This is a genomic window from Legionella sp. D16C41 (genome assembly GCF_048541585.1).
Taxonomy (GTDB): domain Bacteria; phylum Pseudomonadota; class Gammaproteobacteria; order Legionellales; family Legionellaceae; genus Legionella_C.
The window spans coordinates 2,425,158-2,439,748 of the sequence record NZ_CP183303.1 but is presented as its reverse complement, the minus strand read 5'-3'; the positions used below and the strand labels follow the sequence as shown (position 1 = coordinate 2,439,748).

Genomic DNA, 14,591 nt, shown 5'->3' with positions numbered 1-14,591 from the left:
TATAACCGTTTAGTTAAAGCCTTAAAAGAATAGGCTAACAGCACATTCATTTGTAATAATAAGCTTTCTTAAAAGAATTAGAATTACTTACCAGCCTTTACTAGTACATATTTGCTCATAGGCTTTAGTAATCTTTTGTGTTTTATCATTAGCTATTTTAATCATTTCTTCAGGTAAACCTTGAGCAATTAGCTTATCAGGATGATTTTTACTAATAAGACGACGATAAGCTCTTTTAACTTCTTGTTTAGTAGCTGATTGATTAATTTCAAGAAGTGCATAAGCTTGCGCGAGAGAATTTGGTGATGAGGAACTTTGATAATTATAATTACGCCGACCCTGATAAGATTGGCGCTGATTTGAAGAAGAGTAACCAGATGAAGAAGAGGACGACTGTGACTGAGTGCGTCGGAAATGGAAATCTTCATAAAATCGGTATTGTTGACGCAGAGGTGCAAATCCTAAAGATACAAAGATAGAATCGAGTACTTCAATTTTTCGGTCAGTTAATCCGTCTACTTGAGCTGAGCGATACTGAATATCCATAAATAATTTTAATAATTCTAAATTATCTCGACAGACATTTCTTAAAGTAGATAATATAGTAGTTAGATTAAAATTCTTTTCTTTGCCTTGTTGAAAATAACGTTTGGCTAATATTTGTTGCTCTTTCCCCAAACGCATTTCATCCATTAATTGTCTAGCCATCTGAATTTCATTTTCTGAAACACGGCCATCCGCTTTAGCAACATACCCCATAACGGTAAATGTTGCCTGAAAAAAGACTTTTTGCACGGATTTACGCTTTTCATCATGGTAAGACCAATGAGGTCTAGCAAAATGAGCAACTAAACCACGGTCAAAAAAATTACCAATTAGTATCCCAAATAAAGCACCAGCAGGGCCTGCTATTAAATAGCCAAAAAAACCCCCTAAAATTTTTCCCCACCAAGCATGGGTGGTAAAGAAATGACGAAAATTCACTATCATAGTTCCGCTATTGTTATACCTAAGTATAATTAACTAAGTCTTAAATTACTATTTACTCCAACTCTTTCTAAATGTCATAGATGGACTAATCTCTTTAGAAAAAAAAATTTCAAATGTTCAATTTCCTATATACAGTACCTTTTAAGCCCTTTTTCTAAAGCTTTTAATAGCTTAGAAAGAGGTCTATTGAATAAAATAGAAGGGCCCTAGTTAATTCTAGCCTTAATTTTGCCAGGTGTTTCGAAAAATTACGAGTTTTATTGAGTTTTAACAATTTTAAAGGTTGGTCTTAATGATTTTTGCTGGTATTTAAGCATTTATAACAGTTATACTGACTCATTTTATAATATTATTTTTATGCAGCGACTTTATTCCTTTCTTTTATACTGTTTAAGCCCTTATTTATTAGTTCGTTTGTGGTGGAAAGGGCGAAAATTGCCTGCTTATCGGCAACGTATTGCTGAGCGGTTCGGCTATGGTAGTCAAACAAAAGCTATTTATGATGTATGGCTACATGCTGTTTCGTTAGGTGAGGTAATTGCTGCAATCCCATTGATAGAAGGCCTGTTACAAACAAATAAGCAACTTTTAATCACAACCATGACCCCTACAGGTGCTGAAAAAGTAAAAGCTCACTTTAAAGATCGCGTTATTCATCGCTATCTTCCTTATGATTTACCCTCTGCTATGCGCCGTTTTTTTAAATTTAATAAACCTAAGCTTGGCATTATTATGGAAACGGAATTATGGCCAAATTTAATTACCAGCGCAGATGAGGTATCTATTCCTTTATTATTATTAAATGCTCGCCTATCTCAACGCTCTTATAAGGGCTATAGAAAAGTTAAGTGGTTATTCAAACCAATATTAAATAAATTTAGTTGTATTTTTGCACAGAGTATTGAAGACGCATTTTATTTTAAGCAATTAGGCGCAAAGGAAAATAAAGTGAAAGTAGGTGGTAATATAAAGTTTGATTTAGCAATACCACCATCAAACGCACAACTATTAAAATTTGATGATTATTTAGGACAGAAAACAGTAAGAGTAATCGTTGCTAGTACGCATGAGGGCGAGGAGCAACTTATTTTGACTCGTTTAAATAAATTAAAAGCTCATATACCTAACCTTCTATTATTAATTGCGCCTCGCCACCCCGAGCGCTTTCAAAAAGTTTATCAACTATCTTCTAAAATGGGGTTTAAAACTGGTTTACGTAGTCAGATAAATCAAGAAATAAGTAATAAAGATGTTATCATTTTAGATTCTATAGGTGAGCTATTAACTTTTTTTAAGCTTAGTCATTATGCGTTTATAGGAGGTAGTTTAATTCCTATTGGTGGTCATAATATACTGGAACCTATAGCTATGCAAACACCGGTTATCAGTGGTAAATATGTTCATAATTTTAAAGCAATTTGTAAGAGTTTAGAAAGTGCTCATGCAATGATATTAGTTGATAACGCTGATGAATTAATTGATAAAATTATTGAACTTTACGAAAACCAAGATAAACGGCAAGCTTTAATTGATAACGCAACCCAAATTTTAAATGAAAATAAAGGTACCGTAACACATTATCTGCAGCAAATTGATAAGCTATTAAAGCCGGTATCCAATTAAGATTGGGAGAGTTTTTATGTAGGTTGGGCCTTGGCCCAACATTGATATGGATATTGTTGGGCCAAGGCCCAACCTACAGTTTGTAAGTTTAACCGCCCTGATTCTGTCTTTCTTTTATTTCAGACAAGGTCTTACAATCAATACAAAGAGTAGCTGTAGGTCTAGCTTCTAAACGTCGCAAACCAATTTCAATGCCGCAAGCCTCACAGTAACCGAAGTCATCGTCACGTAAGCGTTCTAAGGCGTCTTCTATTTTTTTAATAAGCTTACGTTCACGATCACGAGTACGTAATTCTAAGCTAAATTCTTCTTCTTGGCTTGCTCGGTCAGATGGATCGGGAAAGTTAGCTGCTTCATCTTTCATATGGGATACAGTTCTATCCACCTCTTCCATAAGGGATTGACGCCAAGCTAACAATATTTTTTCAATATGTGCTAGCTGCTTTTCATTCATGTACTCTTCACCCTCTGCTTCTTCATAGAAGGGAATTCCCATGTTACCTGTAGCGTCACTTTTAAATTTCGTCTTAACTGATTGCGCTGGCATAATTGCCTCCCACGTTGGTACTTATCCACATACACGCCCTATTGTAGATCATAAATTCAATAAAGCCTGTTAGGCGCATATTGGTGAAAATAATTCTAAAATAATTACTATAGCTCATCTATAATAGATTATTTTGAATTAATTGCACTTAATTGCACTTAAATCTGACTTTTCTCAAGGTTTGCTACTTGCGATTAAGAATCAGATACAAACTTAAGGGCATGACAATTAAAGGCGCTTAGGTATACCAAAAATTAGCGTTGCCATCAACTATAATAGATCATCTCTCGCCTTTCATTAAGATTTAATCTAACTTACTTAAGCTATTACCCCTTAAATTATACGTCTTCCTACACTAACTCGGTCGTGTCCTTGTAAATCTTGCCAACATTGTACATCTTGATAGCCATACTTATTAAGCATAGACGCAACTGAGGATTTTTGATCAAAACCGTGCTCTATTAATAATAAACCTTCGTGTTTAAGCCTCGCAAAACTATGCTTGATAATGTGTTCTAAAGCTGCTAAACCATCCTGCCCACCAACTAAGGCAAGTTGTGGTTCAAAACGTAAGTCACCAGAAATTAAATGGGGATCATTAGCGGCAACATAGGGCGGATTTGATACAATAGCATGAAAAGTTTGCTGTTTATCTATTTGTGAAAACCAATCAGAATAGCAAAAATGAATGTTAGATAAATTTAAAAGATGAGCATTATTTTTAGCCGTTGCTAGTGCCCCTTGGCTACAATCACAAGCTGTGATCATCCAATCCGATCGTTCTTTTGCTAAAGCAAGTGCTATAGCACCGCTGCCAGTACCTAAGTCTAAAATATAGGCATTAGGACAGGCTTTTAATAATGTTAAAGCAATTTCTACTAATAACTCAGTTTCAGGGCGAGGAATGAGTGTTTCTTCATTAACTTTTAAAGGTAAAGACCAAAATTCTCGAGTTCCAATAATATAAGCAACCGGTACCCCTAAGGAACGACGAGCGACTAAACGTTGGAAACGGTTGAATTCTTCTTTAGTTAGTTCTTTTTCCGGATGAGTATAAATATATGTTCGCGTTTTACCCATCACATAAGCTAATAAAATTTCAGCATCATTACGTGCATCTTCTTGAATATATTCAGTCAGTTGCCTTGTTGCAAGCTCAAGTGAATATTTGATGTTATTCATGGCGTCCAAGCTCTGCAAGCAATTCAGCATGATGTTCACGCTTGAGCGCTTCAAGCACAGGTGAAATATCCCCCTCGATAATATCATTGAGTTGATAAAGAGTAAGGTTGATGCGGTGATCGGTTAAACGGCCTTGCGGAAAATTATAAGTTCGAATTCGTTCTGAGCGATCGCCAGAGCCGACTAAGAGTTTTCTTGTTTGAGCCTGTTCTTGTCGCTGTTTACTTTGTTCTGCATCAAGCAGACGAGTTTTTAATAAGGCCATGGCTTTAGAGCGATTTTTATGTTGAGACCGCTCATCTTGGCACTCTACTACAACCCCAGTAGGTAAATGGGTAATGCGAATAGCTGAGTCTGTTTTATTAACATGCTGTCCGCCTGCGCCAGAAGAACGATAAGTGTCGATACGTAATTCATCTGGATTAATGTCAATATCATCAATTTCTTCAACTTCAGGCAAAATGGCAACTGTACAAGTTGAAGTATGGACACGGCCTTGAGATTCGGTTGTTGGCACCCGTTGCACACGATGTGCGCCTGATTCAAATTTTAATTGTGAATAAACAGCATTACCTGAAATACGCGCAATAATTTCTTTATAGCCACCATGCTCGCCCGCATTAGCACTAACAACTTCAACATGCCAGCCTTGATTCTCAGCATAGCGGCTATACATACGAAATAAATCACCTGCAAAGATAGACGCTTCATCACCACCAGCACCTGCACGTACTTCTAAGTAAACATTACGTGAATCATCGGGGTCTTTAGGGACTAAATGCCATTGTAATTCATCTTCAAGTTTTTCCACTTCGCCTTTTGCTGTATCAATTTCTTCTGCAGCCATACTAGCTAAGTCTTCGTCAGCACCTGTAACAAGCTCTTCTAGGGATTTAAGATTAGTTTCAGCTTTTAAATAGTTATTATAGCAATTAGCTAGAGGCTCTAAGTGAGCATATTCTTTAGATAAATTTTTAAACTGATTTTGATCCGCAATGATAGAAGGCTCAGACAGCAACCGGCTTACTTCTTGAAAACGTTCTAATAATTGTTGTAATTTTAGCTCAAGCGATTTTTTCATATATTTACGGGATCATCTACGGTATTAAATAAATAGTGAGTTAAATCAAGTAGTTCTTGTCTACCATCCCAAGCAGCTTGTTTTAAGCCTGTCGTAGGATGATGAGTTAATTTATTAACGAGCCTGTCACAAAACTCACGTAGAACTAAATCTTGATTAAAGCCATTGGATAATTTAGTTTTGGCACGACGCAATTCTTCTTCAGCCAGCAATTGCATACGATGGCGATAATCACAAATGACCTCTTTGGCGCGCAATGAGCGATGCCAACGAATATAATTATCTAGCTCGCAATCTATCAATTGTTCTGCTTGCAAGGCTGCTGTTCGTCTTTCATTCATGCCTTGTTCAATCATGGTTTGTAAATCATCTATATTATATAGACTTACATTTTGTAGCTTGCCGACATCAGGTTCAATATCTCTTGGTACAGCTAAGTCTAAGAAAAACATAGGCGCATAGTTACGCTTTATAAGAGAATTTGCAACTAAGCTTTTATTAATAAAGGGCAGTGGACAAGCCGTAGCAGAAATAACCACATCAGCTTGTGCTAAGTATTCAGGGATATCGCCAATAGCAAGTGCCTCACCATTGAAATTAGCTGCTAATAATTCGGCATTTTCTCGAGTGCGACTTGCTACTTTAAAACGATGCAAGCCTTGTTTATGTAAATATTTTGCAACTAAAGTTGCTGTCTCACCTGAACCAATTAAAAAGACATCTAAATCTTTAGAACTAGAAAATAGTTTGCTAATCAATTGTACTGCAGCGTAAGCAACTGAAATTGGGTTTGTACCTATGCCGCTACGGTTTCTTACCCGTTTACTGGCTTTGAATACATACTCAAAAATAAAACGTAAATTAGTTTTAATTGTGCCTGCTTGGCAAGCTTGTTTATAAGCCTGCTTCATTTGGCCTAGAATCTGCGGTTCACCTAACATCATTGAGTCTAGCCCGCTAGCAACACGTAAGGTATGTCTTATACCTTCTTCGCCTGGATAGAGGTAAAAAAATGGTAATAATTCTTTCTTAATGAGGTGATGCTCTTCTGCTATCCAAGGAAGTAATTCTTTGGGATTATCAGTTTCGCAATAGATTTCTGTACGATTGCAGGTTGATAGTATAGCTGCTTCATTGACCGCAGGCTGAGCAATTAAATTTTGCAAAAAGCTATCTTGCCTCGCTGGAGGCAAAGCAATTTTCTCACGAACTTCTAGAGGAGCTGTTTTATAATTGAGCCCACAGGCAACAAACACCATATATCTACACGGTTACGCTATAATTATGAATTGTAAACCAAAACTATTTTCTTTTATAGACGTCATTAAAATTTAAAGCTTATTTTTATGTTTAAAGCTATTTTTTAAAGTAAATAATGCTAAGCCAGATAGGAGCCAGACTCAAGACATTCTAATTTATGCCGCTAATTAAATTGATTCCTTTTATAAGGAGTAGGAAATGGAAATTATCTTGCAGGGAAAACATACTAATGAAGAAGCTGCAGAAAGTTTATTAAGTGTACTACGTTTATTTAAAGAGCATTATCAAATTACCCAATTTCGTGAAATTCGTTTAACTGTAACCTTACTTGACGATCAAGGCGATGATGTCGAATTGGTAGATAGCGAAACAAATCAAGTTTACCGAACTTTTGAAGTCTACCGTAAGGGCTGTGAGTTAGAATCCGAACGCACGCGCCGCCCTGTACTGCAATTAGTTGTTGATAATACGCGTTAATTTAAATTTTTACCTCTGCCATTAAAGTGGCTGGTTTTTTTGTAACTTGATTTTGTGGCTAGGAAATTTTAAAAAGCAAAGAATAGGTAATTTATTACAAGTTTTTTAAAATTTTCTAGCAGCACGAAACTCTAAAAACCAGTCCTTTAAAGGTAGAGGTATACTTATGTTTATTGCGTTACTTGCTATTGTATTAACCCTTTTATTAGTTGTGGGTTTACATGAAGCAGGACATGCCTTAGCGGCAAAATTTTTTGGTGTAAAAATACAGCGTATTTCAATTGGCTTTGGTAAACCTATTTTTTGCTGGAAAGATAGAAAGGGACAGGAATGGGTATGGGCCATGTGGCCCCTAGGCGGTTATGTTAAGCTTCTAAATTCGCGTATTCAACAGGTTAAACCAGAGCAATATTCTGTCTGCTTTGATAAACGGCCAGCCTGGCAACGAATTATTATCCTGTTAGCAGGGGGAGTGGCAAATTTTTTTGTTGCTTTATTAGCGCTTACTATTTTCTATTTAGTAGGGCATCAACAGTTAACACCAGTAATTAAAGATGTCGTTCCTAATAGTATTGCGGCAAATGCAGGTTTAAAGCCTGCTGATCATTTTATAAGTATCGAAAACTGGCCGACTAATTCATGGCAGGAAGTAGGGAATATCTTAATCGTTAATTTAGGAAAGTCTGCGGTAACTGCTACTGTTACTGATGCTCAACAAATAGAGAGAAAAATTAATTTAAATTTAAATGCTAATTTTACCAAAAATACGAAAGGTTTAGCGGGTTTTTTAGGACTATCCATTGATAAATCTCCTCAATTTAAGCAACAGGTTGTTCCTAAATCGTTTCTAGCAGCTATTGTAGAATCCTTACGCACAATCTGGCGGATGTTCTTCTTTTTACTCTTAGCATTAAAGCAAGTTTTAATTGGCGCCATTCCTTTTTCGTTGCTACTTGGCCCTATTGGAATAATTTCAGTTTCAGTAAGCTCACTACACGAGGGTTTAATTACTTTTTTATATTTTATAGCTAATTTTAGTTTAGCAGTTGGGCTCGTTAATTTATTTCCTATTCCTGGCTTAGATGGTGGTTCAATTCTATTAACTATACTTGAAAAAATTCGTGGCAAACCTGTCTCAATTGCCTTAGAAGTATTACTTTACCAATTAGCTTTTATTGCATTTGTGGTATTTTTAGTTCAATTAATATCAAATGATCTGCAACGTTTAGTACATTAGGTTTAATGATTAAGTTATTAGACCTCTTTCCAAACTAATAGTAATGAGACAAAGTCAGTCGAAAAAAGGTTGAAAAAGTGCAGTGTATATGAAGTATGTACATAAGCATTTTGAAGACTTTTTCGGTTGAGATTGGCCATTACTACTAGTTTGGAAAGAGGTCTATTGTAGCTCTTGCTAAACACCATATATCAACACGTTGAATATTTTTATCTTTTAACGCCTTGGCAACTTCATTAGCAGTACTTCCTGTTGTTAATAAATCATCAATAATTGTTACATGCTGATAATGATTTGTGTGAACGGTAAAAGAGGAGTTTAAGTTACTATGTCGTTGTTTTCTTGATAAAGTAGCTTGTGGTTGCGTATTTCTTGTTTTGTGTAGCACTCTTAAATCAACTGGAATAGCAAGTTTTTTACCTAATGCTTGTGCTAAGATAACAGACTGATTAAAACCACGATTATAGAGCCGCTTAGGATGTAATGGGATAGGGATAAGGCAGTCTGAATAATAGGATTGATTGGGTAGAGCATCTAGCATGAGTTTAGTTAATAATGAATTTAGGTAAAGTGCTTGTTGGTATTTAAACTGATGAATTAACGTTCGTAATGGCTCTTCAAAAATATAAGCTGTTAATACTTGATCATAAATCGGTTTCTGTTTAATACAATATCCACATTGTAATATAGAGTCATCTGCTAATGGTAATTGGCAAATAACACAAGCATGCTCTAAGCGCCTTAGCAAGGCTAAGCAAGAATTACAAATAGCAAAATGCTCGCGATGGTATTGATTACATAAAGCGCATACTGCAGTCAAGCGCAGTAGTTGTGCTATACTGGCCAATTTTTTAAGCATAGTTGTTGGACTTCCTATTATTAAGCGCCTCATGATGAATCCTAAAACAGAAATTTGCAATGCCTTTAATCAACATGCTGTCCATTATCAACAGGCAGCAAAAGTTCAAACTGAAATAGGAAATCGCCTATTTGAACGATTGGATTATTTAAAAATTCAACCTCGTTTTATCCTTGATTTAGGTTGTGGACCGGCTATTTTTAGTCTTTTACTTAAAAAAAAGTATCCAAAGGCAGTGATTATTGGACTTGATATTGCTTATGAGATGTTATTGCAAGCTAGACAAAAACAAACTTTTTGGCGTAAATGGCTCCTGATAAATGCCGACATGATGACTCTACCTTTTGTTGACGGCGTATTTGATCTAATTTTTGCCAACCAAGTTATTCATTGGAATGCAACGTTAGCGCCACTATTTCGTGAATTAAATCGCGTGATGGCGCCAAATGGTTGTTTTATGTTTTCTACATTAGGCCCAGATACTTTTAAAGAATTAAAGCAGGCCTGGGCTTTAGTTAATAACTATGCGCATACCAATAATTTTATAGATATGCATGATATTGGTGATTGTTTATTAAATGAACGCTTTTTAGATCCCGTTGTTGATATGGAATATTTAACGGTTCATTATAATGATTTAGGAGAACTTACATCTAGCTTAAAAGCACAAGGTGTACGTAATATAAATCTTCATCGTAATCAAGGTTTAACGGCCAAAGGTCATTGGCAGGCTTTTGAGAAAAATTATCAAAAACTTCTTACCATAGACGGCAAATATCCGCTCACTTATGAAGTTATTTATGGTCATGCTTGGAAAGGTGAGCAACGTCGATTAGAGACAGGTATTGAAACCTTTATACCTATTTCTAAAATCGGTAAACGCACTTCTTGATTTCTGTTATAAATAGCTATAATTTAAGTCATATCGCCCTATAGATGACTTATTGTTTTTTATGTTGGCATTAGTGAAGTAATTTATTTAAAAAATGATGGTTAGGCTTTACAAAAACCTTAAATTAACATTAATTAGCTTAAGATTTGTATAAGCTTTAAGTCTTCCAAACAGATATGTGCTTTCTCATAGAGGTATAAATTATTTTATATAATCTAAATAACTATGAGTGCCAGGAGCTATTATGAAATTTGTTAGTCGATACGTCTCACATCAACCTAATGCACAAGGGCTTATTGAGTATTCAGAAGAAGAAGATCATATTTGGCAGCAACTTTATCAAAGACAAAAAGCTATTTTACCTAATCGTGCCTGTGATGAATTTTTAAAAGGGCTAGATATACTTAATTTATCACCTAATCATATTCCGCAGCTCCCTGAAATTAATGCGAGACTTATGTCACTAACGGGCTGGCAAGTTAAACCAGTTGCAGCTTTAATTTCAGCTCGAGAGTTTTTTGAATTATTAGCTGAACGTCATTTTCCAGCTGCCACCTTTATTCGTTGCCAAGAAGAGTTAAATTATGTAAAAGAGCCGGATATCTTTCACGAAATATTTGGCCATTGTCCCATGTTAACTGATCACATTTATGCTGATTTCTTGTGTAATTATGCACGTAAAGTACTAACTTTTCCGGAAAATAAATGGCCTTTATTGCAGCGCTTATTTTGGTTTACGGTTGAATTTGGGTTAATAAAAACTGCTAATGGTTTACGCGCCTACGGTGGTGGAATTTTATCATCTATTAGTGAAACTGCTTATAGTGTAGAAAGTGATGTGCCAATACGCGTCTTATTTGACCCCGTTGTTGTTTTTCGAACACCTTATCGTATTGACAGATTACAGCAAATTTACTTTGTTATTGACAATTATCAAGTTTTATATGATTTTGTTGGACAGGATTTAGAAAAATATATGCAAAGAGCTTGTGAATTGGGAGAATTTCCGCCTTTATTTGAGGTGGATAAGAACAATCCTAGTATACATATTCATGTTTGTTAAAGGCTTTGCTGTAAATTATGCCTAATAGAGTTTTACAAGGAGAAGCAAGATAAGATCAATATTCTATAATTAATAGAGGATCTTATAATTAATTCGACAAGTTAGCGAGATAGTAACTAATAAGATTTTAATTTTGTATAAGGTAAAAATTGAAAAATTATTTAAGTCTTTTTATGAAAGACCTATGTCCTGTGGATCAAGTTGCAGGACAGCGAAAAAATGTTAACGATGTTTTTCATTTTTGTCCTGTACAACTCGAGTTTATGCAAATTAAAGTATCTTTAATTGTAATGCCTAGTTAGTCTTGTTAATATCGTCGTAATTTTTGTATTGTGAGACCTCTTGCACATATGTAATTTTGCTTAGCACAATATTACAAGCGTTACTGCATTGTTTTATGAATCAGCATATTTTTATCCTGCTATCAGCAAATTACTTCAATTGTGTAAGAAGTTTATTGACTGACAGACTGTCAAGGAGCATCACTTGATCAAAATACTCATTGTCGATGACCATGCATTGGTTAGAATGGGTATTCGCCGACTTTTAGAAGATTTGCCTGATATGGATGTAGTTGCTGAGGCTGCAAGCGGCGAGGAAGCCCTATTGTTGGTGAAATCTCACAAACCTGATGTTCTTCTATTGGATATGAAAATGCCAGGTATTGATGGATGGGAAGTCACGCGGCGACTTAAAAAATCTAATCCTCATATCAGGATTATTGCTGTTACAGCAATTTGTGCTGATCCCTTACCCACTCGTGTTTTACAGTTAGGCGCTATGGGTTATCTCACTAAAGAATCTGGCGTGCAAGAAATGGCTGCAGCTATTCGCAAAGTAGCAAAGGGTGAGAAGTATTTAAGTGCTGAAATTGCTCAGAAGATGGCTATTAATAGTTTAATGGCTGTTCAAGGCTCACCATTTAATGCTTTATCAGAGCGAGAAATGCAGGTTATGTTAATGATTACTAGTGGGATGACAGTACAAGATATCGCTGATCGTCTATTTTTAAGCACTAAGACTATTAATGGTTATCGTTATCGAATTTTTGAGAAGTTAGGTATTAAAAATGATGTTGAATTAACCTATCTTGCTATGAAGCATGGTGTGATTGAAAAGCCATCTGACGCACTCCTAGATGATTAGGCTTAAATTAATAGGTTTCTTCGAAAACTCTAAGCGCTAAGCAATAGTAGTTTCTGCAGAAGTCAAATCTAATTTATGCTACAGTTAATGCAGCACTTAATGTTATTAATCTTAATTAGTTGTTATCAATATTAGCGTTTACCTTGAATTTATGAGTAAGCAACCACTATCAAATGAATTAAGTAATTTTCTTAACAATCTTACTATGGAGCCAGGCGTTTATCGTATGTTAGATGCCAAAGGTGATATTCTTTATATTGGCAAAGCTAGTAATTTAAAAAAGCGGGTGAGTAGTTATTTTTCTAAGCAAGCAACAGGTGCCAAAACTCGGTCATTGGTTAGTCAAATTACGGCCATTGAAGTAACTGTTACTAAAACTGAAACTGAAGCTTTACTTTTGGAAAGTAATTTAATTAAGGCATTGCGGCCTAAATATAATGTATTAATGCGTGATGATAAATCATATCCTTACATTCATTTAACAGAGCATGATTATCCCCGCTTAGAAATGTACAGAAGTAAAAGAAAGCCACAAAAAGGGACTTATTTTGGACCGTATCCTAGTGCTGGCATAGTCCGAGAAACCTTAGGCACAATTCAAAAAGTATTTAAAATACGTAATTGTAAAGATAGCTATTTTAATGCTCGTTCAAGGCCCTGTTTACAATATCAAATTAAGCGATGCACGGCTCCTTGTACACGCTATATTTCTCAAGAAGATTATCAACGCTCAGTTAATGATGCCACTCGATTTTTACAAGGTAGGTGTCAAGATGTTCTAAAAGAGCTAGAAGCGCGTATGGAATTGGCAGTACAACAGCTTGCTTATGAAGAAGCAGCTATTTTACGCGATCAGATTAAAAGTTTACGGCTGGTTCAAGAACAGCAAGGTGTGGTACAACTACGTGGTGATGCTGATGTTATTGCTATCCAAGCACGTCCTGGCTTTGCTTGTGTTCAATGTATCTCTATACGTGACGGACATGTTATCGCAAGCCAAAGTTTCTTTCCGCAAGTACCCTCCTTATCCATGCAAGAAAATGACTTACATAAGCAAGTATTTGAAGCCTTTTTATCTTTTTATTACGTTGAAGTTCCAGAAAGAATTCCGAAGCTATTAATTCTTGATGAACCCATTAAAGAGTTAGATCTTATGGCAGATATGCTTACAGAGTTACGTGGAAAAGAGTGCCGTATTCAAGTACGTCCACGAGGTATAAAAGCGCGTTGGTTGGAGTTTGCGCAAAATAACCTCCGTTTAGCAGTCGATGAACATGAAGCCTCGGCAGCAACCATGTCTAAGCGTTATACAGCGCTTGCTGATCTTCTTGAGCTTAAAAAAACTATTACTCGTATGGAATGTTTTGATATTAGTCATACCCAAGGTGAATTAACTGTGGCCTCTTGCGTTGTATTTGATTCAGAAGGCCCGCGCAAAAGCGATTATCGCCGATTTAATATTACAGGCATTACACCATCAGATGATTATGCAGCTATGTATCAGGTTTTATCTCGTCGCTATAAGCGCTTACTACAAGAGCAAAATTTACCTGATTTATTAATTATTGATGGGGGTAAAGGCCAAGTTGGTGTGGCAAAAAGAGTATTACAAGAGTTAGATATTCAAGGCATTACTTTACTGGGGATTGCTAAAGGTGTTGATCGCAAGGCCGGTTGGGAACGATTAATCCTTGTTGCACAAGACAAGGAAATAACGCTACCCAGTGATTCGCCAGCACTACATTTATTGCAACAAATACGCGATGAAGCTCATCGTTTTGCAATTATGGCTCATCGGAAAAAGCGTAATACGGCTGGTTTTGAGTCAACTCTAGAGACAATAGAGGGAGTAGGGCCGAAAAGAAGGCATGCTTTACTACAACGCTTTGGTGGGTTGCGTGAATTGGCTAAAGCACCTATTAATGAGATCGTAAAAGTAGAGGGAATCAATGCCGAACTGGCTACTCGTATTTATCAGCATTTTCATCCTTAAATCGTTTTAATTTTTAAAACTCATCTTTTCATTATTACTAGATAAGATTTCCTTAAATTTGGCCTACTTTTTGCACTAATAAATCGTCAGCTAACGTGTTTTTACAGGTGTTAGGATAATTTATGCATTAGCGTAATAAACGAACTAATTGAATTCTGTAAAACAGATAGTTGTAAGTAAATTAGGCAATGAAAATTAAATAAACGTACTAAACTTTTTAACTTATTAACCGACACAGAGT

The 14,591-nt window shown here is 35.8% G+C and carries 14 protein-coding genes; 8 read left to right on the top strand and 6 right to left on the bottom strand.

Annotation, left to right across the window (positions count from 1 at the left end; all coding sequences use genetic code 11):
- Positions 1 to 87: 87 nt before the first annotated feature.
- Positions 88 to 984 (bottom strand): co-chaperone DjlA, encoded by an 897-nt coding sequence (gene djlA / locus ACNVED_RS10550; protein WP_419418980.1) that lies wholly within the window; start codon positions 982 to 984, stop codon positions 88 to 90.
- Between the two features lie 363 nt (positions 985 to 1,347).
- Here djlA and waaA point away from each other — a divergent pair, with 363 nt between their 5' ends.
- A complete protein-coding gene (gene waaA / locus ACNVED_RS10545) occupies positions 1,348 to 2,613 on the top strand; it encodes a lipid IV(A) 3-deoxy-D-manno-octulosonic acid transferase (RefSeq protein ID WP_419418979.1) in 1,266 nt (421 codons plus the stop codon).
- A gap of 88 nt (positions 2,614 to 2,701) precedes the next feature.
- Here waaA and dksA read toward each other — a convergent pair whose 3' ends face one another.
- The 4 genes from dksA to hemA all read right to left on the bottom strand — a co-directional run bounded on the left by dksA (position 2,702) and on the right by hemA (position 6,682).
- Positions 2,702 to 3,160, bottom strand: coding sequence for an RNA polymerase-binding protein DksA (gene dksA / locus ACNVED_RS10540; RefSeq protein ID WP_419418978.1), 459 nt, complete (start codon positions 3,158 to 3,160; stop codon positions 2,702 to 2,704).
- Positions 3,161 to 3,493: 333 nt separating this feature from the next.
- Positions 3,494 to 4,342, bottom strand: a complete 849-nt coding sequence (prmC, locus tag ACNVED_RS10535) for a peptide chain release factor N(5)-glutamine methyltransferase (protein WP_419418977.1) — start codon at positions 4,340 to 4,342, stop codon at positions 3,494 to 3,496.
- The gene (gene prfA, locus ACNVED_RS10530) at positions 4,335 to 5,423 is read right to left on the bottom strand and encodes a peptide chain release factor 1 (RefSeq protein ID WP_419418976.1); all 1,089 of its coding nucleotides are present in this window, start codon (positions 5,421 to 5,423) and stop codon (positions 4,335 to 4,337) included. The genes prmC and prfA overlap by 8 nt, the downstream gene beginning before the upstream one ends.
- A complete protein-coding gene (hemA, locus tag ACNVED_RS10525; RefSeq protein ID WP_419418975.1) occupies positions 5,420 to 6,682 on the bottom strand; it encodes a glutamyl-tRNA reductase in 1,263 nt (420 codons plus the stop codon). The genes prfA and hemA overlap by 4 nt, the downstream gene beginning before the upstream one ends.
- A 199-nt stretch (positions 6,683 to 6,881) precedes the next feature.
- On the opposite strand from hemA, the gene ACNVED_RS10520 reads away from it, so the two are divergent.
- Both ACNVED_RS10520 and ACNVED_RS10515 read left to right on the top strand, forming a co-directional pair.
- Positions 6,882 to 7,160, top strand: a complete 279-nt coding sequence (locus ACNVED_RS10520) for a hypothetical protein (protein ID WP_419418974.1) — start codon at positions 6,882 to 6,884, stop codon at positions 7,158 to 7,160.
- A gap of 166 nt (positions 7,161 to 7,326) precedes the next feature.
- Positions 7,327 to 8,397 (top strand): M50 family metallopeptidase, encoded by a 1,071-nt coding sequence (locus tag ACNVED_RS10515; RefSeq protein ID WP_419418973.1) that lies wholly within the window; start codon positions 7,327 to 7,329, stop codon positions 8,395 to 8,397.
- Between the two features lie 145 nt (positions 8,398 to 8,542).
- Here the strand turns inward: ACNVED_RS10515 and ACNVED_RS10510 are convergent, their stop codons facing one another.
- On the bottom strand, positions 8,543 to 9,289 hold the full coding sequence (locus tag ACNVED_RS10510) for a ComF family protein (RefSeq protein WP_419418972.1): 747 nt from the start codon (positions 9,287 to 9,289) through the stop codon (positions 8,543 to 8,545).
- Position 9,290: 1 nt separating this feature from the next.
- Between ACNVED_RS10510 and bioC the strand changes: the two genes are divergently transcribed.
- The 5 genes from bioC (at position 9,291) to uvrC (ending at position 14,350) form a co-directional block, all read left to right on the top strand.
- Positions 9,291 to 10,148: a malonyl-ACP O-methyltransferase BioC gene (gene bioC, locus ACNVED_RS10505; RefSeq protein WP_419421175.1), complete on the top strand. Its 858-nt coding sequence runs from the start codon at positions 9,291 to 9,293 to the stop codon at positions 10,146 to 10,148.
- Between the two features lie 244 nt (positions 10,149 to 10,392).
- Entirely contained in the window at positions 10,393 to 11,211 is an 819-nt protein-coding gene (gene phhA / locus ACNVED_RS10500; RefSeq protein ID WP_419418971.1) for a phenylalanine 4-monooxygenase, read from the top strand.
- A gap of 173 nt (positions 11,212 to 11,384) precedes the next feature.
- A complete protein-coding gene (locus ACNVED_RS10495) occupies positions 11,385 to 11,513 on the top strand; it encodes a hypothetical protein (RefSeq protein WP_419418970.1) in 129 nt (42 codons plus the stop codon).
- Between the two features lie 184 nt (positions 11,514 to 11,697).
- Positions 11,698 to 12,357 carry a two-component system response regulator LetA gene (gene letA / locus ACNVED_RS10490; protein ID WP_419418969.1) on the top strand — a complete coding sequence of 220 codons (660 nt, stop codon included), beginning with the start codon at positions 11,698 to 11,700 and terminating at the stop codon, positions 12,355 to 12,357.
- 151 nt (positions 12,358 to 12,508) lie between these two features.
- A complete protein-coding gene (gene uvrC, locus ACNVED_RS10485; protein WP_419418968.1) occupies positions 12,509 to 14,350 on the top strand; it encodes an excinuclease ABC subunit UvrC in 1,842 nt (613 codons plus the stop codon).
- The last annotated feature ends 241 nt before the right edge of the window (positions 14,351 to 14,591 follow it).

Excerpts from the sequence above, each read along its gene's own strand:
- waaA (WP_419418979.1), top strand. The coding sequence starts at position 1,348 with ATGCAGCGACTTTATTCCTTTCTTTTATACTGTTTAAGCCCTTATTTA.
- dksA (WP_419418978.1), bottom strand. The coding sequence starts at position 3,160 with ATGCCAGCGCAATCAGTTAAGACGAAATTTAAAAGTGACGCTACAGGT.
- prmC (WP_419418977.1), bottom strand. The coding sequence starts at position 4,342 with ATGAATAACATCAAATATTCACTTGAGCTTGCAACAAGGCAACTGACT.
- prfA (WP_419418976.1), bottom strand. The coding sequence starts at position 5,423 with ATGAAAAAATCGCTTGAGCTAAAATTACAACAATTATTAGAACGTTTT.
- hemA (WP_419418975.1), bottom strand. The coding sequence starts at position 6,682 with ATGGTGTTTGTTGCCTGTGGGCTCAATTATAAAACAGCTCCTCTAGAA.
- ACNVED_RS10520 (WP_419418974.1), top strand. The coding sequence starts at position 6,882 with ATGGAAATTATCTTGCAGGGAAAACATACTAATGAAGAAGCTGCAGAA.
- ACNVED_RS10515 (WP_419418973.1), top strand. The coding sequence starts at position 7,327 with ATGTTTATTGCGTTACTTGCTATTGTATTAACCCTTTTATTAGTTGTG.
- ACNVED_RS10510 (WP_419418972.1), bottom strand. The coding sequence starts at position 9,289 with ATGAGGCGCTTAATAATAGGAAGTCCAACAACTATGCTTAAAAAATTG.
- bioC (WP_419421175.1), top strand. The coding sequence starts at position 9,291 with ATGAATCCTAAAACAGAAATTTGCAATGCCTTTAATCAACATGCTGTC.
- phhA (WP_419418971.1), top strand. The coding sequence starts at position 10,393 with ATGAAATTTGTTAGTCGATACGTCTCACATCAACCTAATGCACAAGGG.
- ACNVED_RS10495 (WP_419418970.1), top strand. The coding sequence starts at position 11,385 with ATGAAAGACCTATGTCCTGTGGATCAAGTTGCAGGACAGCGAAAAAAT.
- uvrC (WP_419418968.1), top strand. The coding sequence starts at position 12,509 with ATGAGTAAGCAACCACTATCAAATGAATTAAGTAATTTTCTTAACAAT.